Origin of the sequence: Crenobacter oryzisoli (assembly GCF_030385785.1) — a bacterium.
GTDB lineage: Bacteria > Pseudomonadota > Gammaproteobacteria > Burkholderiales > Chromobacteriaceae > Crenobacter_A > Crenobacter_A oryzisoli.
This window is the reverse complement of the sequence record NZ_JAUEDK010000025.1, coordinates 1-21,110: the sequence shown is the minus strand read 5'-3', so window position 1 is coordinate 21,110 and position 21,110 is coordinate 1. Positions and strand designations below refer to the sequence as shown.

19 protein-coding genes and 1 pseudogene are annotated in these 21,110 nt (G+C 64.0%); 5 read left to right on the top strand and 15 right to left on the bottom strand.

What is annotated here, in order from left to right; all coding sequences use genetic code 11:
• Positions 1–424 precede the first annotated feature (424 nt).
• Positions 425–1,822 (top strand): branched-chain amino acid transporter BcaP, encoded by a 1,398-nt coding sequence (gene bcaP, locus QU481_RS14155; RefSeq protein ID WP_289830677.1) that lies wholly within the window; start codon positions 425–427, stop codon positions 1,820–1,822.
• A gap of 580 nt (positions 1,823–2,402) precedes the next feature.
• Here the strand turns inward: bcaP and QU481_RS14150 are convergent.
• Positions 2,403–3,422, bottom strand: a complete 1,020-nt coding sequence (locus tag QU481_RS14150; protein ID WP_289830676.1) for an ATP-binding protein — start codon at positions 3,420–3,422, stop codon at positions 2,403–2,405.
• A 3-nt stretch (positions 3,423–3,425) separates the two neighbouring features.
• Between QU481_RS14150 and QU481_RS14145 the strand changes: the two genes are divergently transcribed.
• Positions 3,426–4,202, top strand: a complete 777-nt coding sequence (locus tag QU481_RS14145; protein ID WP_289830675.1) for a GGDEF domain-containing protein — start codon at positions 3,426–3,428, stop codon at positions 4,200–4,202.
• Positions 4,203–4,249: 47 nt separating this feature from the next.
• On the opposite strand, the gene QU481_RS14140 is transcribed toward QU481_RS14145, so the two are convergent.
• Positions 4,250–5,572, bottom strand: coding sequence for a ferredoxin reductase family protein (locus QU481_RS14140; RefSeq protein WP_289830674.1), 1,323 nt, complete (start codon positions 5,570–5,572; stop codon positions 4,250–4,252).
• 205 nt (positions 5,573–5,777) lie between these two features.
• Here QU481_RS14140 and QU481_RS14135 point away from each other — a divergent pair, with 205 nt between their 5' ends.
• Together QU481_RS14135 and QU481_RS14130 are read left to right on the top strand one after the other, a co-directional pair.
• A complete protein-coding gene (locus tag QU481_RS14135; protein ID WP_289830673.1) occupies positions 5,778–6,599 on the top strand; it encodes an ATP-binding cassette domain-containing protein in 822 nt (273 codons plus the stop codon).
• A complete protein-coding gene (locus tag QU481_RS14130) occupies positions 6,596–7,375 on the top strand; it encodes an ABC transporter permease (protein ID WP_289830672.1) in 780 nt (259 codons plus the stop codon). Before QU481_RS14135 ends, QU481_RS14130 begins: the two co-directional genes overlap by 4 nt.
• A 33-nt stretch (positions 7,376–7,408) precedes the next feature.
• Here the strand turns inward: QU481_RS14130 and QU481_RS14125 are convergent, their stop codons facing one another.
• The 12 genes from QU481_RS14125 to QU481_RS14070 form a co-directional block, all read right to left on the bottom strand.
• On the bottom strand, positions 7,409–8,554 hold the full coding sequence (locus QU481_RS14125) for an ABC transporter permease (protein ID WP_289830671.1): 1,146 nt from the start codon (positions 8,552–8,554) through the stop codon (positions 7,409–7,411).
• Positions 8,551–10,002, bottom strand: coding sequence for an efflux transporter outer membrane subunit (locus QU481_RS14120; RefSeq protein WP_289830670.1), 1,452 nt, complete (start codon positions 10,000–10,002; stop codon positions 8,551–8,553). Before QU481_RS14120 ends, QU481_RS14125 begins: the two co-directional genes overlap by 4 nt.
• 10 nt (positions 10,003–10,012) lie before the next feature.
• Positions 10,013–11,098, bottom strand: coding sequence for an HlyD family secretion protein (locus QU481_RS14115; RefSeq protein WP_289830669.1), 1,086 nt, complete (start codon positions 11,096–11,098; stop codon positions 10,013–10,015).
• Complete coding sequence (locus QU481_RS14110) at positions 11,095–11,787, bottom strand: ABC transporter ATP-binding protein (protein WP_289830668.1); 693 nt, start codon at positions 11,785–11,787, stop codon at positions 11,095–11,097. The genes QU481_RS14115 and QU481_RS14110 overlap by 4 nt, the downstream gene beginning before the upstream one ends.
• A gap of 132 nt (positions 11,788–11,919) precedes the next feature.
• Positions 11,920–12,648, bottom strand: coding sequence for a CBS domain-containing protein (locus tag QU481_RS14105; protein WP_289830667.1), 729 nt, complete (start codon positions 12,646–12,648; stop codon positions 11,920–11,922).
• Between the two features lie 210 nt (positions 12,649–12,858).
• Entirely contained in the window at positions 12,859–13,773 is a 915-nt protein-coding gene (locus QU481_RS14100) for a 4-deoxy-4-formamido-L-arabinose-phosphoundecaprenol deformylase (protein ID WP_289830666.1), read from the bottom strand.
• 156 nt (positions 13,774–13,929) lie between these two features.
• Positions 13,930–14,973, bottom strand: a complete 1,044-nt coding sequence (locus QU481_RS14095) for a bifunctional UDP-4-keto-pentose/UDP-xylose synthase (protein WP_289830665.1) — start codon at positions 14,971–14,973, stop codon at positions 13,930–13,932.
• A gap of 61 nt (positions 14,974–15,034) precedes the next feature.
• Positions 15,035–15,955 carry a formyltransferase gene (locus QU481_RS14090; RefSeq protein ID WP_289830664.1) on the bottom strand — a complete coding sequence of 307 codons (921 nt, stop codon included), beginning with the start codon at positions 15,953–15,955 and terminating at the stop codon, positions 15,035–15,037.
• The gene (locus QU481_RS14085) at positions 15,952–16,902 is read right to left on the bottom strand and encodes a glycosyltransferase (RefSeq protein WP_289830663.1); all 951 of its coding nucleotides are present in this window, start codon (positions 16,900–16,902) and stop codon (positions 15,952–15,954) included. The genes QU481_RS14090 and QU481_RS14085 overlap by 4 nt, the downstream gene beginning before the upstream one ends.
• Before the next feature lie 9 nt (positions 16,903–16,911).
• Positions 16,912–18,036, bottom strand: coding sequence for a DegT/DnrJ/EryC1/StrS family aminotransferase (locus QU481_RS14080; RefSeq protein ID WP_289830662.1), 1,125 nt, complete (start codon positions 18,034–18,036; stop codon positions 16,912–16,914).
• A gap of 32 nt (positions 18,037–18,068) precedes the next feature.
• Positions 18,069–18,443: a DMT family transporter gene (locus QU481_RS14075; protein ID WP_289830661.1), complete on the bottom strand. Its 375-nt coding sequence runs from the start codon at positions 18,441–18,443 to the stop codon at positions 18,069–18,071.
• Positions 18,440–20,113 (bottom strand): ArnT family glycosyltransferase, encoded by a 1,674-nt coding sequence (locus QU481_RS14070; RefSeq protein WP_289830660.1) that lies wholly within the window; start codon positions 20,111–20,113, stop codon positions 18,440–18,442. Before QU481_RS14070 ends, QU481_RS14075 begins: the two co-directional genes overlap by 4 nt.
• A 237-nt stretch (positions 20,114–20,350) precedes the next feature.
• On the opposite strand from QU481_RS14070, the gene QU481_RS14065 reads away from it, so the two are divergent.
• The gene (locus QU481_RS14065) at positions 20,351–20,827 is read left to right on the top strand and encodes a WbuC family cupin fold metalloprotein (RefSeq protein WP_289830659.1); all 477 of its coding nucleotides are present in this window, start codon (positions 20,351–20,353) and stop codon (positions 20,825–20,827) included.
• Between the two features lie 74 nt (positions 20,828–20,901).
• Here QU481_RS14065 and QU481_RS14060 read toward each other — a convergent pair.
• Positions 20,902–21,110: pseudogene (locus QU481_RS14060) on the bottom strand (IS4 family transposase); the annotation flags it as partial.

Genomic DNA, 21,110 nt, shown 5'->3' with positions numbered 1-21,110 from the left:
GAACGGGCTGGAGTGCTGGGCCACGCCACTTGAGGGACTCCACAGCCTTTAGCTGACAGTCCATCGTCTTCGGGATAGAGCATCTTTGCAAAAAGATGCGAAGTTCCAGTAGATCGATGAATTGTGGTGCTACATTTTTGATTCATGACAATATGCACAATTTTGCATATTTATATATACAAAAAATGATATTGAATAAGCATTAAGCGTTGTGTTTGCCTGATTGTCATGTCTTGGGTCGTCTTGCTTGCCAGCACCGGAGGAGTAACATCGCGCCATTTCGTTCCCATGATGGCCCTTGGCCTCATCGGGCGACGAGCTTTTGTCGAAATGCCGTGTGCCTTCCCCATGCAATGCGCCCGCCAGATTGCGGGCGCATTGCATTTGGCGCACATAAAAGAATCACTCAGGGACTGTTTGAATCATGAGCTTGATGCGCAAGAAGAGTGTGAAGGGCATGCTGTCTGCTGCCCAGACCTCGCAAGGGCTCCGTAAGGAGCTGTCCGCCTTTGACCTGACCATGCTGGGCATTGGCGCCATCATCGGCACAGGCATCTTCGTGCTGACCGGCACCGGCGCTACCGTGGCTGGCCCCGGCCTGGTGCTGTCGTTCCTCATCGGTGCGATGGCCTGTGGTTTTGCCGCGCTGTGCTACGCCGAATTCGCCGCCTTGCTGCCGATTTCCGGTTCGACCTATACCTATGCGTACGCGACGCTGGGCGAGCTGATCGCCTGGATCATCGGCTGGGACCTGATGCTGGAGTACGCGCTCGCCTCGTCTGCGGTGTCGGTGGGCTGGTCCGGTTACTTCCAGAGCCTGCTGGCCGGTTTCGGCATCCACTTGCCCGATGCGCTGACTGCCGCCGCCGGAGCCCGCCCCGGCGTGACCACGGTCTTCAACCTGCCGGCCTTCTGCATCGCGATGATCATCAGCGCCCTGCTGGCCTTCGGCATCAAGGAGTCGAAGAAGGTCAACAACGTGGTCGTGGTGATCAAGGTGGCGGTGGTGCTGGTGTTCATCGCCATCGGTATCTGGCATGTCAAGCCGGCCAACTGGGAGCCCGCGTTGCCGTTCGGCATGAGCGGGGTGTTCCATGGCGCCGCCATCGTATTCTTCAGCTTCTTGGGGTTCGATGCGGTGACTTGCGCTGCCGAGGAGGTGAAGAACCCGGAGCGGGACATTCCGAAAGGGGTGATCTGGTCGCTGGCGGTGTGCTCGCTGCTGTACGTGATCGTCTCGGCCATCATGACCGGCATCGTGCCTTATATGCACTTCGCCGGCGTCGACCACCCGATTTCGCTGGCGCTGAAGTTCGCCAAGCTTGACTGGTTCGCCGGTTTCGTTGACCTGGGCGCCATCCTCGGCATGATCACCGTGATCCTGGTGATGACCTACGGCCAGACCCGTATCCTGTTCGCGATGTCGCGTGACGGCCTGCTGCCCAAGGTGTTCTCCGAAGTGCATCCGAAATACGGCACGCCGTACAAGGCGACCTGGCTGATCGGCATCATCATCGCGCTGATCGCCGGTTTCGTGCCGCTCAATACGCTGGCCGAACTGACCAATATCGGCACGTTGGCGGCGTTCTCGCTGATCGCGGCCGGTGTGATTATTCTGCGTCGGAAGGAGCCGAACCTGCCACGCAAGTTCCACTGCCCGGGCGTGCCGTACATTCCGGCGCTGGCCATTGTGTTCTGCGTGTTCCTGATGACCCAGCTCGCGGCACTGACCTGGCTGTGTTTCGTGGTCTGGCTGGTGTTGGGCTTGCTGGTGTACTTCGGCTACTCACGTCGCCGATCCTTGCTGCACGTGTCGGCCTAAGCTGACGAACTGATTACTGCATCCTCTATGGGCCGGCTTTAGCCGGCCTTTTTGCTGATGGATGAGCGCTGGGTTCATCGGTATCTCGTTGGGTAGCGCCGCTTTTCCCGCTGCAACCTGATCGCCATCAGGCGATGAGCATTTTCCAATGGTCCTGAACCCTGCCGCTTTCCAACAGGGTTACTTGAGGGGGCATTATCATTGCCAGGGCGCCTTGCGCCATGAGGTAGTGTCCTGTCCATTGCTGTAGAGCCATCCAACAAGACCCTTCCGGCGATGTTATACGGCTTTGCCATCCTACTTGTACTGTCTGGGGCCGCGCGTCTAGCCAAGGCTGCGTTGCTGAGGTTTGTTGGCGGCTCTCAATGTCGTTTTGGAGGAATGCCTGTCCCTCAGGCAAAGAGGACAAGAGGTCGAGTGCACAAGGTGCTCACATTGCCGGTGCTGCTCAGGGAGCCCTCACAGGGGGCGGGCTACAGTCTGCCCCGTGATTGGCTAGAGCAAGACCGCCCGTTGCCCCAGGACAAAACATGGCAGTCGACCAGACACGTATCCTCTGAGCATTAGCGCTGGATTTCTCCTACACGGGGGCTGCCATGTCGACGTTGGAACAGTGTTCGAGCGTATCGATGTCCAGTTCCATCGCGGCACGTGCCACCTGTCGTGCAAAGTCGGCATGCACCGGACTGTCTTGTTCCAGCTGCTGCGCCCAAGTCTCGATATCGCTGATCCTTCCTGTGAGCACGAGTTCGCGCAAAGTAGCGAGATGATCGGTGCCTGGCCTAAGTGGCGCTGGCTTTGGTGCGCTCAGCAGGGCATCAATCGTGGTGAGCAACTGGTCGGGGTCGGCCGGTTTGAGCAGTTCTGCATCGAAGCACAATAGGTCAGGGTAGGCCTTCGGCCTCTGGGGCGGCTCGGCCGAATAGAGCAATACCGGTAGCGGTGCTGGCATTTCGCGGATCGCGAATAACAGCCCCCAGCCGTCTCGATTTGGCATGCGCTGGTCGGATACCACGACATCGACCGTGTGCCGGTCGAGCAGCCACAGCGCCTTGTCGCCGTCAGCGGCCTCGAGCACGTTATGGCCGGCACTGCGCAGCCAATCCACGGTCAGAGCAAGGCTCTCGGGCACATCGTCGGCGACCAGCACGGTATGGTTCCGTTGCACCATGAGCAACGGACTACTGCTCGGTTCTGCTGCGGCGAGCAGCGCGGCCTCGTCCCGAACTTCGACATTCAGCGTGAAAGCGAAGCAGCTGCCCTCGCCGAGCTGGCTCGTCACCGTCAGCTCTCCACCCAGCTTGTGCACCAAGGAACGGGCAATGACCAGCCCGAGGCCCGTGCCTTCATATTCGCTGGCGTTGTCGCCACGCTCGAAGGGCTGAAACAGTCGCGATAGCGTGCCTGGGGACATACCGATCCCCGTATCGTGAATTTCGAAGCGGAGCGTCACGCTATGTGGGGCGCCGCCGCCATCGCAGCGCCGGATTGCGAGCCGGATCGTGCCATCGAGGGTGAATTTGGCTGCGTTCGAGATTAGGTTGGACAGAATCTGGCGCAGTCGTTTGAAATCGGTCAGATGTGCGAGTCGGACAGCCACGGCATGCTGCAGATGCCGCCGCGTTTCCTGCTGCCCGGGGAAGATCGCGCGCTCAGCGGGCAAGAGCTGCTGGCAATGTCGGCCGCCGAGCCACACTGGCAGGGCGAGTTGCGGATAATGCGCCACAGCCTCACCCCGCTGCCGGTGCTCGTGTCGGTGACGCGACTGGCCGACGGGGAGGCCCGCTCGGTATGGGTGCTCACCGATATCAGCCGCATCAAGGAGGCCGAACGCAAGTTGCGTACGTTGGCGTTTTTCGATGGGCTCACCGGCCTGGCAAACCGTACCCTGTTTGGCGATCAGTTGCGCTGGAAACTGCAGGAGGCATCGGCGAATGGCCAACAGCTGGCGATCGCCTTTCTCGATCTGGATGGTTTCAAACAGGTCAACGATTTGTTGGGGCACGAGGAAGGCGACCAAGTGCTGTGCGAAGTGGCGCTGCAGTTGCAAGCGGCCTGTCGCCCGGGTGATCTGGTAGCACGTTGGGGTGGGGACGAGTTTGCTGTGCTGATGCCCAATAGTGCCGGCACTCCGGTGCCTTACTCGCAGTTGGAGCGGCTGCAAAGGGCTGTGCAGATCAGTCGCGAGGCCGAAGGGCAGCTGTTGTGGGTCACCGCCAGTGTCGGCGTGGCCTTGTATCCGTCAGCCGCCAGCAGCTCGGAACAACTGATGCAGCGTGCCGATCAGGCGATGTATAGAGCCAAGGCACAGGGGGAGCGGCGCCTGTGGCTGCACGACGCGCAGGGGCTGCGCCCGCTGAGCAAGCCTCCCGTATTGTAGGGGGCTTTGAAACAACCATGGCGGGGAAGGGTTCCCCGCCATGGCGTTCAGCGCATTGCAAAGGCTTCCTGGTGAAACTGCACCGGCGGCAGACCGAGGTTGGCCAGCGACTGGCGGACATGACTGGCCAGTCCCTGAGGCCCGCAGCACCAGACCTCCGGCCCCTTGCCGTCGGCGGCCTTGAAGTTGCCGAGCGTCGCCACATCCAGCGGTCCGGCTTCGGCACTGGCATGGATGACCAGCCGGATCGAGGGCAGCGGTGCGCACAGTGCCCGGAGCCGGTCGGCAAACACCGCATCGCGTCGGTTGCGTACGCAGTAGCACAATGTGACCTCCGGCACCGGCTGCCTGGCCTGCTGCAGCGCCTCGAGCCAGGCCAGGAAGGGGGTCACCCCTACGCCGCCGGCGATCCACAGCTGTGGGCGGCTGGCATCGATGCGGCCGTTCACGAAGCGGCCGTAGGGGCCTTCCACCTCAATGCGCTGCCCGACCTGCAACTGCGTGCCGAGCTGGCGGGTGTAGTCGCCCAGCGCCTTGATCTGGAAGGTGAGCAGGCCATCGCCGCGGTCGGCCGACGCCAGCGTGAATGGATGGGCGCCTTCACGTCGGTCGACCGTGAAGAAAGCGAACTGTCCGGAACGGTGGCCGCGCCAGCTCGGCACCGACAGCTGCACCTCGAGAATGTCCCCGTTACGTACCACCCGACTCACCTTGCCGGTAAAACGGCGCGAATAGCCGATGCGTCCGCTGAGCGATACCAGGGCCCCCCAACTGCCGATCAGCGCGGCGAGGCCGAGCAGCAGGCCGGCCGGCTGTAGCCAGTAGGCGGCCGGGGCCAGTGCCACGGCGTGCACCACGGCAATCAGGTAAATCACCGGCATGGCGCGGTGCAGCTGGCGCCACAGGTGGTAGGGCACCAGTTTGCGTAGCAGTGTGAGCGCCAGCACCACGATCAGTGCCCAGGCGGCCCATTCGCCCATGCTCTTGACCGGCAGGGTATGGGCCAGCGTCTGGAAGCTGCCCGGTGCCAGCACCCAGTTATGGTCGCGTACCGGTGCGCCGAACAGCGAGCGCATCAGGCCGCTGGACAGCTTCAAGCCCCAGTGCAGCAGCGCCAGCACGACGGCGGTGTAGCTGCCGTAGCGGTGCAGTTGGTACAGGCGGTCGAGACCATCGGCGGGGCGCTCCAGCCAGGTCGGCCGGGTCGCCAGCAGCATCGACAGCGACATCAGCAGGAAGGAGGCATAGCCGGTGAACAGCATCAGCGCATTGCGCACGCTCCAGGCCGAGGCGGTCGGATCGACCCCGATCAGGGTGAGACTCCATACCACGGCCAACCCCGCCAGCAGCCCGACAAGCAATTTCTTCATGTGAATCCCTTATTGAATCGGTGGCGTTTCCGGTTTGAATGGGGGAATGGTCCCGCAGGCGGCTTAAGCCGTCCTTAACCGGAGCGGGCGCTCACGGTACAGGGTGCGCATCTAGTACGGCCAGACGACAGCTGGACACCTATTTTCAAAGCACGGACATCGTTCGGCCAAACGGCGCAGTCGCGCTGGGACACAGGGAGGCGCGATGCAGCAAGCGACGAAACCGGGCGGACACGCTATCGAGACGACCGGGCTGACCCGGCGTTTCGGCACGTTGACCGCAGTCGATCACATTGATCTGACCGTGGAGTACGGCGGCATCTTCGGCCTGCTCGGCCCGAACGGCGCGGGAAAAAGCACGTTGATCAAGATGCTGACGACCTTGCTCAAGCCCAGCGAGGGCACGGCAAGGGTGGCTGGTTTCGACATCGTCGCGGCACCGGCCGAAGTGCGCCGACGTATCGGTTATGTGCCGCAGCTGCTGTCGGCCGACGGTGCGTTGAGCGGCATCGAGAACCTAACGCTATCGGCGCGGCTGTATGGCCTGTCCGGTGCGGCGCTGAAGCCGCGCATCGACGAGGCGCTGCGCTACATGGGGCTGGCCGATGCGGCAGAGCAACTGGTGAAGCGCTATTCGGGCGGGATGATCCGCCGGCTGGAATTGGCACAGGCAATGCTGCATCGGCCGGCCATACTGTTCCTCGACGAGCCGACCATCGGTCTCGATCCAGTCGCCTGCCTGAGCGTGTGGGATCGGCTACGCGCGCTCAATCGCGAACACGGCATGACCATCCTGATGACCTCCCACTTCATGGACGAGGTCGATGAACTGTGCGATGTGGTGGCGATCCTGCATCAAGGACGTATGGCTGCCTGTGGTAGCCCGGCACAGCTGAAGGCGGTAGTCGGTGAAGCGGCCAGCATGACTGATGTATTCACCCATTTCAGCGGTGGCCGTCTCGATGAGGACGAGGGAGGCTTCCGCGACATCCGGCGTACCCGGATAACGGCGAAGCGACTGGGATGAGCGTGCCCGGCGAATTCGTCGCCAAGAGCCTGGCGATTGCGCAGATGGAGCTGAAGAAGCTGTTCCGCGATCCGACCGAATTGTTCTCGCGCGCAGTGCAGCCGGTGTTGTGGCTGGCGGTGTTCGGCCAAGTGTTCAGTCGAGTGCGCGGCATCCCGATCGGGTCGGTCGGCTACCTGGCGTTCATGACTCCAGGCATTCTGGCGCAGAGCGTGCTGTTTGCGGCGATCTTCTATGGGATCGCGGTGATCTGGGAGCGCGACCTGGGGGTGATCCACAAGCTGCTGGTCAGTCCCTGTCCACGCAGCGCACTGGTGTTCGGCAAGGCAGTCTCCGCCGGGGTGCGTGGCCTGGTGCAGGCAGCGATCATCTACCTGCTGGCGCTGGTCATGCATATCCCGCTCCGTACCGATCCGCTGGCGGTGCTCGGCGTGCTTAGTGCGGTAGTGCTCGGCTCGGCGTTGTTCGCGACCTTTTCGCTGATCATCGCCTGCATCGTCAAGACGCGCGAACGCTTCATGGGCATCGGTCAGGTACTCACCATGCCGCTGTTTTTCGCGAGCAATGCCATCTACCCGTTGGCGTTGATGCCGCCGTGGCTACGGGTGGTGGCCGGGTTCAATCCGCTTACCTATCTGGTTGATGCGTTGCGCGCGCTGATGATCGCCGGGGCGCCGGCCAGCCACAGCCTGGTTGCGAACTTTCTGGTGCTGACGGTGGTGTTTGTACTGTTCGTGATTGTGGCTGCTCGGCTCTATCCGACCCTGGTCGAATAGGGCGAGGTTGGCTGAAACTGGGTGTCGGTTGGCTCAGCCTCGGAATATCTCGAACGGATCGATGCGCAGCACCCGCCGCACGCCTGCATAGCTGGAGATGGCCGCGATCAGTAACACCATCGCGAAAGCCAGCAGCAGGTTGCCGACGGTGACGATGGCGGCGTAGTCGGGGATGCGCAAGCGCACCAGCGCGATGACGGCCGAGCACAGGCCGACGCCCAGGCCGTAGCCGGTCAACGCGGTAAAGCCTGCCTGGAACAGGATCATCAGCACCAGCTCTTCGTTCTTGGCGCCAATCGCCTTGAGCGCGCCGAACTTGTCGAGGTTTTCCAGGATGAAGGTGTAGAAGGTCTGTCCGGAGATCGACAGGCCGACGATGAAGCTGAACACCGTCATCAGCAGAATGTTGGTGCCCACCCCTGTCTGGTATTTGTAGAAATCGGCGATGCGCTGGTTGAACTCGGTTTCGGTCAGAGCCAGGTAGCCGAGCCGAGCGACGTCGTGCTTGATCGTTGCGACGTCCATGTTGCGCTTGGGCTCGACCAGGATGTAGGTGGTGGTGAATCGGCTGTTGGGCAGGTACTGCGTGGCGCGGCTGTAGGTCGTGTAGAGCGTCGGCACGCCGAACAGACCGTTAGAGGCGACTTTGGCGATGCCGGTGACGATGGCGCGGTGGTCGTTGATCTGGAACTCGGTGCCGATCCGCGGGCTGCGCAGCTTGGCGTATTCGGCGTCCTTGACCACGATGAAGCCGTTTTCGGCGAACACGTCCTCGATGCGACCGGCTTCCAGCTGAGGACGGCCGAACAGGCTGGTGTCGTCCAGTCCGAGGACGGTCACCGGCTGGTAGCTGCCATCGGCCAGCTTCACCAGCCCACCGCCGGAGTACAGTGGCACCGCATAGCGCACGCCGGGCATGCTGCGCACCGCGTCGAGCAGGTAGTCCGGCATCGGGATGGAGTTGGCCACCGTGTTGACGGAAGGATCCATCACCCACACGCTGGCGCCGATGTTGGTGACGGTGGCCGAAGAGCGGTCCAGTATGCCGGCGAACATCGAGGTCATCTGCACGATCAGGAACACCGCGAAGGTGATGCCGATCAACAGCGCCGAGAACTTGCCGCGGTCGTTGATCAGCAGCTTGTAGGCGATGCGCAGGATGCCGCGGTATTTTTTCACGGTGCTCCCTCCCGGGCCGCGCTCCAGCCGCCCCCCAGCGCGACGTAGAGCGCGACGGCGTCCTGCAGCTGTTGCGCCTGAGCGTCGATCGCGGCGATGCGGGCATTATCGCGCTGCACTTCGCTGCCGAGATAGTCGACCTCGGCGGTCACTCCGCTGGCACGCGTCGCCTGCAGCAAGGACACGGCGCGCTCGTTGACCTGCAGCGCGTCGAGGCGGGCCGTGGCAGCCGTTGTGTCATGCTGGATGCTGCTCAGCACGTCGGCGACCTGGCTAAATGCCGTCGCCACGGTCTGCCGATAGTTGGCGCGCGCGGCGTCCAGCGCCGCCCGGGCGCTGTCTCGATGGGCGATATCGGCACCACCTGAAAACAGTGGCAGGTTGAGATCAGGTCCCACGCTCCAATCGCGGTTGTGGCCGGAGATCAATCCGCTTGCATGGTTGCTGGTCCAGCCGCCGCTGGCGCTGAGGCTGATGCTCGGAAACAGGTTGGCGGTCGCCACGCCGAGGTTGGCGCTAGCCGCATGCCATTGGGCCTCGGCGGCGAGGATGTCCGGGCGTTGTCGCACCAGCGAGGAGGGGAGCGTCAATGGCAGGGGGGAAGGCAGACGCCAGTCGGCCCAGTCCGGTAGGGTGGCACTCCACTGTGAGGGGGCCTGACCGGCCAATGCCGCCAGCAGATGGCGGCTGGCGGCGGCTCTGACCTCGAGCGACGGCAGGCTGGCTTCGGTCGCATCGAGCTGGCTGCGTTGCGCCAGCGCGGCACTGGCAGGCAGCACCCCGGCGTCGACTTGAGCTTCGATCAGCGCTAGCTGGCGGCGCTGGGCGTCGATGATATGTCGGGTCGCGGCGATCTGCTCGGTGTAGGCGGCGTAGGCGATGGCCGCATTGATGGCGTTGCCCGCCAGCGCGAGCCGGGCGGCGTCGAGTCGGTAGCGGGCCAGGTCGACGTTGGCCGACAGCGCTTCGACCGCCCGGCGGTTGCCGCCGAACAGGTCCAGACTGTAGGCGAGGGTGGCACCCAGCGTGTACAGGTTGAAAACCGGGCTCGCGCCAGACAGCCCCAGCCTGGCCGGGGAGAGCCGTTCGCGCTGGGCAGAATAGCCGAGCGTAACGCTGGGGTAGAACACCCCGGCCCCGGCTCGCCGTTCGGCCTCGCTCTGCCGCAGGGTAGCCTCGGCGGCTTCGACATTCGGGCTGGCTGACAGCACCGTGGCGACGAGCCTATCCAGCGCCGGCGATTGGAAATGCGTCCACCAGTCCTGTTTCAGCCGTTCGGCCTGGCTGAGCTGGGTTGGGATGGGGGCACTGTCATAACGCTCGAGCGCCGGCGGGGCCGGTCGGACGAAGTCGGGGCCGACGGCGCAACCGCAGCAGAGCCACAGGCAGGCGGCCAGCACGCCGATGAGCCGGGTATGTCGGACGAGGGTGGGCTTGGCAGGGGACATGATCATGTCCTCATTTCTGGCCTACATAGACGTCCACCAGTTGCCCAGGATAGAGCCGGGTGCCGGCCGGCGGCGTGAAGCGAAACAGCACCGGCAACACGCGTAGGTCAACCCGTTCCTGGCGCTGGTTGGAGAGCTCGATCTTGGGCGAGACATAGGGCTGTACCCGTACGAATTGCAGCGGCACATGTACTTCGGTGCCGCGGATGGTCATCTGCGCCACGATGTGATTGGGGGCGGGCAGCCGGTGAATCAGGATCTCGTCGATATAACAGCGCACCGCCAGCGTCGGCTGCCCGGTGCTCATCACGACTGCCGGGGTTTGGCTCTGCGTATAGCTGTCGTAGGTGCCTTGTGTGCTGACTAGGCCGCCGAGCGCGGCGTTGATCGACATTACCGTGCCGTCGGCCGGAGCGCGCAGGGTGTACTTGCCGAGCAGGGTCTGACTGGCCTGGGCGGCTTGGCGCAGCGCGGTAAGCTGGGCTTGTTGCACGCGGATGTCGTAGGACCAGGCGCCGGCGCGGGTCAGCTCCAGCTGGCGCTGGGCGACCGCTTCGGCGGCGGCGGCGACCTTCAGCGCGTTCGCTGCGTTGTCGAGGGTGTCGCGACTGACTGATTGTGGGTTGATCGCCACCGCGCGCAGCAGTTTGTCGTACTGGTCCTTGGCGGTCTTGCGTGCAGCCTGGGCCTGGGTGAGTTGGGCCGCATTCACGGCGAGGGTTTCGGGGCGCGGCTGAGCCTTCAGTTCGGCCAAGGTGGCGGCGGCCGCCTCTGCCTGTGCCAGTTGCTGGGCGGTGGTGGCACGCTGCACGCTGTCATCAAGTGCCAGCAGCGCATCGCCCTTTTTCACAGGCTGACCTTCATGTACCAGTATCTGGGCGACCGTGCCGGTTACCTCTGGATAGAGGTTGATGTTGCTGCCGGTGCGCTGGTCGCTCTCGATGATGCCGTTGGCGTAGATGCCGTGGGTGTAGGGATTGTTGGCCGGCTGGAAGACTGGTGGCAGCGCGTGCTGATGGCGGGCGGCATACCAGGCCGAGACGCCGGCGCCAAGCACGCCGACGGCCGAGGCGATGAAAAGCCACTTGTTGTTCATGGTGCGCCTTTCTCGAAGCCCACGATGCGGCCGTCCTCCATGTGCATGATCCGGTCGGCGCAGTCGAAGATGCGCGCGTCGTGGGTGACGATCAGGATGGTACGACGTTCGTTGAGCACCTGTTCGCGCACGAAGGTGACGATACGCTTGCCAGTGTCGCCGTCGAGCGAGGCGGTCGGTTCGTCCAGCACCAGAATGTCCGGTTGGCTGACGATGGCGCGGGCGATGGCGACGCGCTGCTGCTCGCCGCCAGACAGCTTTACCGGTGGCAGTTCGGCGCGGTTGCGGAGTCCGACCACTTCCAGATAGCGGTGTGCCTCGGCGATTGCCCGCTCCCAGTCCCAGCGCTTGAGCAGTAGTGGAATGGCGACGTTCTCGGCGGTGGTCAGCCGGGGGAACAGGTGGTAGTCCTGGAAGACGAAGCCGATGTTGTTGAGGCGAAACTCGGCCAGCGCGTTGCTGTCGAGTGCCCACAGGTCGGTATCGTCGATCAGCACCCGGCCTTGATCGGGACGCAGGATGCCCGAGATGATGCTCAGTAGCGTGGTTTTGCCGCTGCCCGAGGGGCCGACGATGTACAGCATTTCACCCAGCCGCGCCTCGAAGCTGACGTCCTTCACCGCCACGGTGCGCGCTTCGCCTTCGCCGAACCACTTGGTGAGCTCTCGCGCCGCAATCGCTGTCGCCATCTGCACCCCCCGTGCCGCCGGACGGCCCGAGGCCGCTCCGGTCTAGGTTATCCCTTGTGTAGAGGCCCGACTGGGGCCGGTAGCGAAATCACGCTGCCATGGTCGCGGCCAGGGCATGGTGCACATGGGAGATCAGGGCGCCGGAGGCTTGATATCGTCGTCCGGCATGTCAGCCACGATACCGCTGAATGGGTCGGCCCATAGCAGGTAGTCGCGGATCTGCCTGACGCCGCGGATGTTCTCGGCAGCCACGCGCAGTGCCGTGCGCTGGCGTTCATCGGTGATGGTGCCGTGCAGTTCGACGATACCGTCCGTCACGCGCAGGTCGAGCATGGCACGCGGTGCCCAGTCGGTGCGGGCCAGTTCGGCCTGCAGCTGTTGGAGGATTTCTGCGTCGCTGACGGCGACGGAGTTGGCCGAAGCCGACGCGATCAGCGACTGCAGCAGGTTGGCGCGGCTGATGATGCCGACCAGCCGGCCGTCTTCCAGCACCGGCAGGCGCTTGAACTTGCGCTTCTCCATCAGTTCCACCACCTCGGTCAGCGGGGTGGAAGGCGTCACCGAGACCACGCCTTTGCTCATCACCTGTTCAACCTTGCGGCTATGGAATTGCACGTACTCGGCGGCGAGCTTGCCGGGGCCGAGCAGGAATTCCAGCCAATGCGGGTGCTGCCGCTCGGTGCCGGTCTCCCCGCGGCGTAGCAGGTCATGTTCGGTCAGCATGCCGATCAGCGCGCCGTTCTCGTCTACGACCGGCAGGCCGCTGATGTGGTGCTCCAGCATCAGCCGGGCGGCGGTTTCGACGCTGCTGTCGGTGCGGACGATTAGCACCTGGCGGGTCATGATGTCTGCGGCATTCATCGTGCGCTCCTGAAACAAGGGGTGAATGCCGTCAGTATAGAAAGCGGGTTGCCGCGGTCGCTTGCGTTGGATCAACCGCGGCTCGCGGCGTTCGGTGCAAACGGCCGGCGCTTGTGGTCGGTCGTCTTGTGGCCAGTCTTGTGGCCACAAAAATAAAAACCGGAAGGCATCGCTAGATGGCTTCCGGTCAAGGGACGGCGGGAACAACGGTTAAGCGCTGATCGTCGCGCCTTGCAGTGCCAGCGTGCCGCTGCGGCCGGGAATCTCGCCCATCAGCACGCGGCAGCGCGGCAGCGTGGCCGGATCGAGCGCGGCAAATTGCTCGGCGGTGGAGACGAGCTTGTAGCCCTGTGCCTTCCAGCCGGCCAGCAGACGGTCAAAGGTGGCGAGCAGTTTCATGCCCTCCAGCTCGGCATGCAGGGTATAGACATGGCCATGCTCGCTGGGCGCGGCGGTGAGTGCCAGAAGATGCTCGTGCACATTGTCGGCGGTCAAGCCGTCGAGGCCGATCAGTTCGTCGAGCGTGGGCAGCGTGCTCGGCAGCTGCGGCACACCGAGATCGTGGCCCTGCGCGTCGACCGGCTGGAACGGGCAGTCGCCACGGCCGTCCGAGGCGTAGTCGAGTCCGAATTCCTTTTGCAGCGCATAGGCCGCTTCGTTCATCTGCCAGCCGGCCGCGCCGTGGGTGCGCGGCGGGGTACCGAAGACCTCGGTGAAGCGCTTCACTGCCTTCTGCATCTCGGCGCGGGTCCAGGCGGCGTCCTTGCCGGCGACGTAGTCCTGCCACTTGATGTGGTCCCAGCAATGGATGCCGACCTCAAAGCCGTCGTCGCGAACCTGGCGCAGCAGCGCTGCCTCACGCCGGCCGATATCCGGGCCAGGCAGCAGGGTGCCGTACAGCAGGGTGCGGATGCCGTAGTGCTCGACCACCGAGGTGCGCGATACCTTGGACAGGAAGCCGGGACGGAATACCCGCTTGATCGCGCGGCCGGTGTGGTCAGGGCCGAGGCTGAACAGAAAGGTGGCGCCGGCCTGGTGGCGCTTGAGAATCTCGACCAGCTGCGGCACGCCCTCGCGGGTGCCGCGCCAGGTGTCGACGTCGATCTTGAGCGCGAGTGTTTTCATGGGTGGCAGCTTGAGAAGGTAAAGAGGGGAAAGATGGTGTGCCGCGGCGTCACACGGAAAAGCACGGCAGGTGGCCCCCGCCGTGGCTTTGCGTGTGGGGCCGTGGCGGCCCCTCGGGGCGGTGGCAGGCCGGGTGGCCCGCCGCCGTGCCGGGACTTACTGCGACAGGTCGCGCGACGCTACCACTTGATCGCGGTAGTAGTCATAGATGCCCTTCAGTGCGTCGGCCATCTTCACGGTCGGCGCCCAGTCCAGGTCGGCCTTGGTGTTGTCGATCTTCGGCACGCGGTTCTGCACGTCCTGGTAGCCCTTGCCGTAGTAAGCGCCCGAGGTGGTTTCCTCGACCTTCACCTTGTCGGCGTTGAGTTGGTATTCCGGGTAGACACGCGCCAGGTCCAGCATCATCTGCGCCAGGTCGCGGATCGAGTAGTTGTTGCTCGGGTTGCCGATGTTGTAGATCTGGCCGGACGCCTTGCCGTCCTTGTTCTCGATGATCTTCATCAGCGCTGCGATGCCGTCGTCCACGTAGGTGAACGCGCGCTTCTGGTGGCCGCCGTCGACCAGCTTGATGGTCTCACCGCGCACGATGTGGCCCAGGAACTGGGTGATCACGCGGCTGGAGCCTTCCTTCGGGGTGTTGATGTTATCGAGGCCGCCGCCGATCCAGTTGAACGGGCGGAACAGCGTGTAGTTGAGGCCCTGCTCCATGCCGTAGGCGTGGATGACACGGTCCATCAGCTGCTTGGAGCAGGAGTAGATCCAGCGCGGCTTGTTGATCGGGCCGCAGATCAGTTCGGAGTTCTCCGGGTCGAATTCTTCGTCGTGGCACATGCCGTACACCTCGGAGGTGGACGGGAACACCAGGTGCTTCTTGTACTGCACGCACTGGCGCACGATCGGCAGGTTGGCTTCGAAGTCCAGTTCGAACACGCGCAGCGGGTTGTTCACGTAGGTGGACGGGGTGGCGATGGCGACCAGCGGCAGCACCACGTCGCACTTCTTCACGTGGTATTCGATCCATTCCTTGTTGATGGTGATGTCACCCTCGAAGAAATGGAAGCGCGGGTGGTCCATCCACTCGGCCACGCGGTCGGCATGCATGTCCATGCCGTAGATTTCCCAGTCGGTGTTTTCGATGATGCTGCGGGTCAGGTGGTGGCCGATGAAGCCGTTCACGCCGAGGATCAGGACTTTTTTCATTGTGCGGGTTTCCTCTGCCGTCGCAGCTGGCGACGGAGGTTGAGCTAGTTAAACGTCAATTCTAGAGAGCAATCGGGTCGTTGCCAAAGCGGGCGCGGAACGCCGCCGCGTCGAGCGGGGCGCCGTCGAGCGTCGCATCGAGCACGCGCAGCCGGCCACCGTCGGCGCAGGCGAGGTACAGCGCATCACTGTCGGCGTAGAGTTCGGTGCCGGCTACGGTTCGGCCAGTGTCGCCGGCGCGCAGCGTACGCCAGATCACTACGCGCCCGGCGTCGATGTCGCTGAACGCGCCTGGGTAGGGGTGGGTGACCGCGCGCACGAAGTCGTGCAGCTGTTTGGCGCCGATGCCGGCGGCGATGCGGCCGTCTTCGGCCTTGCGGCCGCCGAAGTAGCCGCCCTGGCTCAGGTCCTGGACGGTGAACTGGGCCGTTCCATCGAGCAGGCCCGGCAGGCAGCGCCACAGCACCAGTTCGGCGGCGACGGTGACCTTGTCGAACACCTCCTGCGCGGTATCGTTCGGCAGGATGGGCACGGCGAACTGGTCGACGATGGCACCGTTGTCGGGCTTCTCGTTCATCACGTGCAAGGTGGCGCCGGTCTCGGTCTCGCCGTGGATCACCGCCCAGTTGGTCGGCACCCGGCCGCGGTACTTCGGTAGCAGCGAGCCGTGCATATTGAACGAGCCACGCGGGGCGACCTTCAGCAGCGGCGCCTTCAGCATGTGGCGGTAGTAGAACGAGAACAGGAAGTCAGGCTTCGCCGCCTCGACCGCCGCCAGCACCTCGGCGGTGTTCGGGTCGTCGGGGGTGATCACCGGGATGCCGTGGCTTTCTGCGAGCTTCTGCACGCTGCCGAACCAGATGGTCTCGTTCGGATTGTCGCGGTGGGTGACGACCAACGCGACCTCGACGCCACGGCCGAGCAGCGCCGACAGACAGCGCACGCCGACGTTGTGATAGGCGAAGACGACGACACGGGTCATGGCTGCTGCTCCTTCTGTTCCAGCACGGCAGCGACCACGTAGCGTGGCCGCTGGCGCACTTCCTGGTAGATGCGGCCGATGTACTCGCCCAATAGGCCGATGCCGAACAGCGCGATGCCGATCAAGAGGAAGGCGATCGCGAACAGGGTGAACAGTCCGCCTTCCTCGGGGCCGAGGATGAGTCTGCGGGCACCCAGATAGACGACGAGGAAGCCCGACAGCACCGAGATGATGATGCCGACGAAGGAGAACATCTGTAGCGGCACCAGCGAGAAACCGGTCATCAGGTCGAAGTTGAGCCGGATCAGGCTGTAGATCGAGTACTTCGACTCGCCGGCGAAACGTTCCTCGTGGCCGACCACGACCTCAGTGGGGTTCTGCGAGAACTGGTAGGCCAGTGCCGGGATGAAGGTATGCATCTCGTTGCACTGGTTGATCGTGTCGATGATGCGGCGGCTGTACGCGCGCATCATGCAGCCCTGGTCGGTCATCTTGATGTGGGTGATACGCTCGCGCAGCCGGTTCATCGCGCGGCTGGCGACGTGGCGCCACCAGGAGTCGTTGCGCTGGCGGCGGATCGAGCCGACATAATCGTGGCCCTTGTCCATTTCGGCCAACAGCACGGTGATGTCTTCCGGCGGGTTCTGCAGGTCGGCATCCAGCGTGACGATGCGTTCGCCGCGGCTGTGCTCGAAGCCGGCCAGGATGGCGCGGTGCTGACCGAAGTTGCCGTTGAACAGCACCACGCGGGTGACATCCGGGCGCTTGTGGTACTGGTCGGCCAGCATGCGCGGCGAGGCGTCGCGGCTGCCGTCGTTGACGAACACGATTTCGTAGCGAATGCCGAGCGCGTCGAGCGACGGGTAGAGGCGGTCGAACAGCGCCTGCAGGCCATCCTCTTCGTTGTAAACCGGGATGACGACGGAAAGATCGATTGGGGTGGTCATGAGGGTCCGTTATTTCAATGCGGGGCGCAGCACGCGGCTGACCGCCTGGCAGACGCGCTGCACATCGGCGTCCTGCATCGCCGGGAACAGCGGCAGGGTGACGGTGCGGCGGCCGATGTCCTCGGCGTGCGGGAAATCGCCTTCCTTGAAGCCCATGGCGCGGAACAGCGTGAACAGGTGCATGGCCGGGTAGTGCACGCCGACGCCGATGCCATCGGCCTTCATCGCGTCGATGAACTCGGCGCGCGAGAGGGTCATGTTCGCGAGCGGCAACAGCGGCTGGAACATGTGCCAGTTGCTCTGCTCGAAGTCGGCCTGCGGCAGCTCGCAGCCGAGGCTCGCGTCGAAGTGCTCGAAGTAGAGGCGGGCCAGTTCGCGGCGGCGGACGTTGAAACCATCGAGCTTCTTCAATTGGCCCAGACCGATCGCCGCGGCGATGTCGGTCATGTTGGCCTTGCCTCCGAGCACGTCGACGTCCATCGTGCCGTCGGCGAAGCGGGTGACACCTTGCAGGCGCAGCTTCTCGAACAGGCGCGCCTCGTCGTCGTTGTTCAGCACCAGGCAGCCGCCTTCGCCGCTGGTCATGTTCTTGTTGGCGTGGAAGCTGAACGACACCAGGTCGCCGAAGCTGCCGATGGCGCGGCCGTTCCAGTTGGCGCCCATCGACTGCGCAGCGTCCTCGATCACGCGCAGGCTGTGGCGGCCGGCGATGTCATAGAGACGGTCGCGGTCAACAGGTAGGCCGGCGAGGTCCACCGGGATGATCGCGCGGGTCTTCGGCGTGATCGCCGCCTCGACCTTGTCGAGGTCGATGTTGCGGGTGACCGGGTCGGCGTCGACGAACACAGGGGTGGCGCCGACGGTGAGGATCACATTGGCGGTGGCGACCCAGCTGAGCGGGCAGGTGATCACTTCGTCGCCCGGCTGCACGCCGGCGATATGCAGCGCCATCTCCAGCGCGGCGGTGGCCGAGGTCACCACCCGCACCGGGCGGCCGCCGACATAAGCGGACAGCGCGGCTTCCAGCTCGCGCGATTTCGGGCCGGTGGTGATCCAACCGGAACGCAGTACCTCGCCGACGGCGGCAATGGTGTCCTCGTCGATGCTGGGACGGGTAAACGGCAGGAAATCCATGAGCGTTTTTTATCCTAAATGGTCCGAAAGACTCAGCTACTGCGGGCGACCAGGATCACCCCGATGATGATCACGGCGATGCCGGCCAGACGCTGGGCCGTGACCGCTTCTCCGAACAGCCACCAGGCGAGGCCGGCGTTGACCACGTAGCCGATCGACAGCATCGGGTAGGCGATGCTGACCTCGACGCGCGACAGCGCCATGATCCACACCACCACGCTGATCACGTAGCAGGACAGGCCGCCGATGATCGGCAGGTTGGTCGCCAACGACCAGCCGATCGGCACGATATTGGCGGCGGAAAAATCGAAGTGGCCGATCTGGCGCACCCCAGCCTTCAGGAATAGCTGGGCGGCGGCATTGAGCAGCACGCCCAGCAGAATCAATCCGAATTCAATCAGTTTCATGGTTTGACCACGACCACCCGACGCGCATCCTGGTAGACAAGCTGCATCGGCAGGCCCTGTTGTTGCAATTCCTTGTAAGTGTTCGACGACATCATCGCCGCCGCGTGCGGGATGGCGCGCCAGCGTGCAGTGAACTGCTCGACCTTCGGCATCCAGCGCTGCGGTTCCTGGCCCTGGCCGTAGGAAAACTCGTCAGTGTACGCGACCAGCGTCACGTTGCGGCGGAGATAATACGGGAACGACTGCTCATAATAACCCACCGAGAAGATCTGGCTGTCCGGTTTCAGGTATGGAGTGAGCTTGGCGACCACCGCCTTACTGCTCTTGAGCTGGCCGTAGCTGTCGTGGCCGAGCGAGGCGGTGGTAACCGCCGCTAGGCTGCCGGCGGCGATCAGCGCCACTGCGGCAAGCTTGCGGCCACGGCCGAGCAGGCGCCAGGCGGCAAGCGCCGGCACGAGGAACAGCAAGGCGGCGAGCGCGATCGCGTGAGCGAACGGCGTCAGCACTTCTATCGGCGAATCGGGGGACGCGAAGCGGCCGACAAACGGCACGGCGGCGAGCAGGATCAGCCAGAACGCCATCGGCAGCAGCAGGTGGCGCTTCAGCCGCTCCGCATTGACCTCGACGAAGTACCGTGCCATCAGCAGCGCCAGTGCCGGGAACATCGGCAGGATGTACGACGGCAGCTTCGACTTGGAGATGCTGAAGAACACGAACACGAAGATCGACCAGATCAGCAAGAGGCGCAGCGGCTGGAAGGTCAGGCGCGGCTCGCGGCGCAGACCGACGTTGCACAGCGCCGGCAGCAAGGTAGTCCACGGCAGCAGGCCGACGATCAGGATGGGCACGAAGTAGTAGAACGCACCGGTGCGCTTGGCCTCGTCGGTGAGGAAGCGCTGGAAGTGCTCGCGGATGAAGAAGAAATCGAAGAAGCCCGGGTTCTTCAGCGACACCGCCACGAACCATGGCGCGGCAAGCGCGAAGAAGATGATCAGGCCCGACAGCCAGTGCATGCGGCGCCAGAACGCCCACTGCCAGGTAGTCAGGCTGTAGAGCACCAGCGTCGCCCCGGGGATCACTAGGCCGACCAGACCCTTGGACAGTGTCGCGCCGGCCATCGCCGCCCAGGTCAGCCACATGGCATTGCGACGCTCGGCATCGCTTGCCTCGTCGCGCTGGGCCACCAGGAAGCCGCACAGCGCCACGGTCAGGAAGAGGGTCAGCCCCATGTCCAGCGTCAGGAAGTGGCTGTTACCGATGATCCAAGTGGTGCCGGCTGCGGCCAGCGCGGCAAACAGGCCGGCCTGCCCCCCCCACAGCCGGCGGCCGGTGACGGCTACCGCGATGACGGTGAGAAAACCGGTGAGCCCCGGCCAGAAGCGCGCGGCGAATTCGTTGATGCCGAACACGGCGAAGCTTGCCGCGCCCATCCAATACTGCAGGATTGGCTTCTCGAAGTAGAGGAAACCGTTCAGGTGCGGCGTTAGCCAGTCGCTCCTCTGCAACATCTCCAGCGAGATCGAGGCGTAGCGGCCTTCGTCCGGGTGAATCAGCGCGCGATAGCCGAGCGAGCCGAACCAGACGGCGGCGAGCGCCAGCCAGCCCAGCCACACCCAGGGGCGGCGCGGGCATTCGTTAGGAGAAGCAGCGGGGCGGTGAGGTTCGTTCATCAGAAATGAGGGGTTTGAGGACGAAAGGGTTCAGAGACTAAGCGGTGAAGCTTAGGCCAAGCTTACGCGGGCGGCATCGCCGGGCGCGGGGCATCATCGCACAGCCGCTGCCGGTGCAACATCCCCGTCGTGTCGCTATTTTGTTACCTGGCGGGGCGCAGTGCGGGGCAGTCGTGCTAAGCTCGGCGGCCGCGATTATACCAGCAAGCGCTTTGCGCACCTGTTTTAGGAGTTTTTATGCTGACGCTCACCCATACCGACCTCGACACGCTGAGCGCCACGGCCGCCGCCGCTCCGCGCCTGCGCGCCAATCGCAATTTCCATCCCGAGCTGTCGGCCCCGGTGCAGCGGCTGGCGATCGCGATGGAGCCGGACACCTATGTGCGTCCGCACCGCCACAGTCACAGCTGGGAGTTGCTGACCGTGCTGAAGGGCTCGTTCGAAGTGATCATCTTCGACGAGGCCGGTGTGGTGAGCGAGCGCATCCTGCTCGGCAAAGAGGTGCGCGTGCTGGAGATGCCGGCCAACACCTGGCACTCGGTGCAGTCCTGTGAGCCGGGCAGCGTAGTGTTCGAGGTAAAGCAGGGGCCGTACGCGCCGTTGACCGAGGTGGATCTGGCCGCCTGGTCACCCGCCGAGGGCGACGCCAAGGTGTCTGAGCTGATGGCGTTCATGCGCGTTGCAAAGGTCGGCGAGCGCTACGCACAGGCCTGATCGAGAGATCGACCGTTCGGCCAATGCTGGCCGAATTCGGAAACCAAAACCGGCCCCCATGGGGGTAATGCCGTTCACTTAGCGGATCGAACCTGTTTGATTGGGTAACGGGACGGCAGCTTTTTCACCACGCGGGGGCATTCACGCCCCCGCCGTTGTTTCGGTAGCAGCAACTCCCCGAGGCGTTCCCGCAGACGCAGCAAGCGCGCCGGCAAGGTGCCGGGGCTGCTGATCGCCAGCCAGCTCCACTCATAGCGCAAATAATGCAGCGCTGTCGTAAAGC

What these genes read in the sequence shown, in the direction of transcription:
- QU481_RS14145 (WP_289830675.1), top strand. Translation starts at nt 3,426, where the DNA reads ATGCTGCAGATGCCGCCGCGTTTCCTGCTGCCCGGGGAAGATCGCGCG.
- QU481_RS14110 (WP_289830668.1), bottom strand. Translation starts at nt 11,787, where the DNA reads ATGGCGACAGCGATTGCGGCGCGAGAGCTCACCAAGTGGTTCGGCGAA.
- bcaP (WP_289830677.1), top strand. Translation starts at nt 425, where the DNA reads ATGAGCTTGATGCGCAAGAAGAGTGTGAAGGGCATGCTGTCTGCTGCC.
- QU481_RS14090 (WP_289830664.1), bottom strand. Translation starts at nt 15,955, where the DNA reads ATGACCCGTGTCGTCGTCTTCGCCTATCACAACGTCGGCGTGCGCTGT.
- QU481_RS14085 (WP_289830663.1), bottom strand. Translation starts at nt 16,902, where the DNA reads ATGACCACCCCAATCGATCTTTCCGTCGTCATCCCGGTTTACAACGAA.
- QU481_RS14100 (WP_289830666.1), bottom strand. Translation starts at nt 13,773, where the DNA reads ATGAAAACACTCGCGCTCAAGATCGACGTCGACACCTGGCGCGGCACC.
- QU481_RS14095 (WP_289830665.1), bottom strand. Translation starts at nt 14,973, where the DNA reads ATGAAAAAAGTCCTGATCCTCGGCGTGAACGGCTTCATCGGCCACCAC.
- QU481_RS14080 (WP_289830662.1), bottom strand. Translation starts at nt 18,036, where the DNA reads ATGGATTTCCTGCCGTTTACCCGTCCCAGCATCGACGAGGACACCATT.
- QU481_RS14070 (WP_289830660.1), bottom strand. Translation starts at nt 20,113, where the DNA reads ATGAACGAACCTCACCGCCCCGCTGCTTCTCCTAACGAATGCCCGCGC.
- QU481_RS14130 (WP_289830672.1), top strand. Translation starts at nt 6,596, where the DNA reads ATGAGCGTGCCCGGCGAATTCGTCGCCAAGAGCCTGGCGATTGCGCAG.
- QU481_RS14075 (WP_289830661.1), bottom strand. Translation starts at nt 18,443, where the DNA reads ATGAAACTGATTGAATTCGGATTGATTCTGCTGGGCGTGCTGCTCAAT.
- QU481_RS14115 (WP_289830669.1), bottom strand. Translation starts at nt 11,098, where the DNA reads ATGAACAACAAGTGGCTTTTCATCGCCTCGGCCGTCGGCGTGCTTGGC.
- QU481_RS14135 (WP_289830673.1), top strand. Translation starts at nt 5,778, where the DNA reads ATGCAGCAAGCGACGAAACCGGGCGGACACGCTATCGAGACGACCGGG.
- QU481_RS14140 (WP_289830674.1), bottom strand. Translation starts at nt 5,572, where the DNA reads ATGAAGAAATTGCTTGTCGGGCTGCTGGCGGGGTTGGCCGTGGTATGG.
- QU481_RS14120 (WP_289830670.1), bottom strand. Translation starts at nt 10,002, where the DNA reads ATGTCCCCTGCCAAGCCCACCCTCGTCCGACATACCCGGCTCATCGGC.
- QU481_RS14065 (WP_289830659.1), top strand. Translation starts at nt 20,351, where the DNA reads ATGCTGACGCTCACCCATACCGACCTCGACACGCTGAGCGCCACGGCC.
- QU481_RS14105 (WP_289830667.1), bottom strand. Translation starts at nt 12,648, where the DNA reads ATGAATGCCGCAGACATCATGACCCGCCAGGTGCTAATCGTCCGCACC.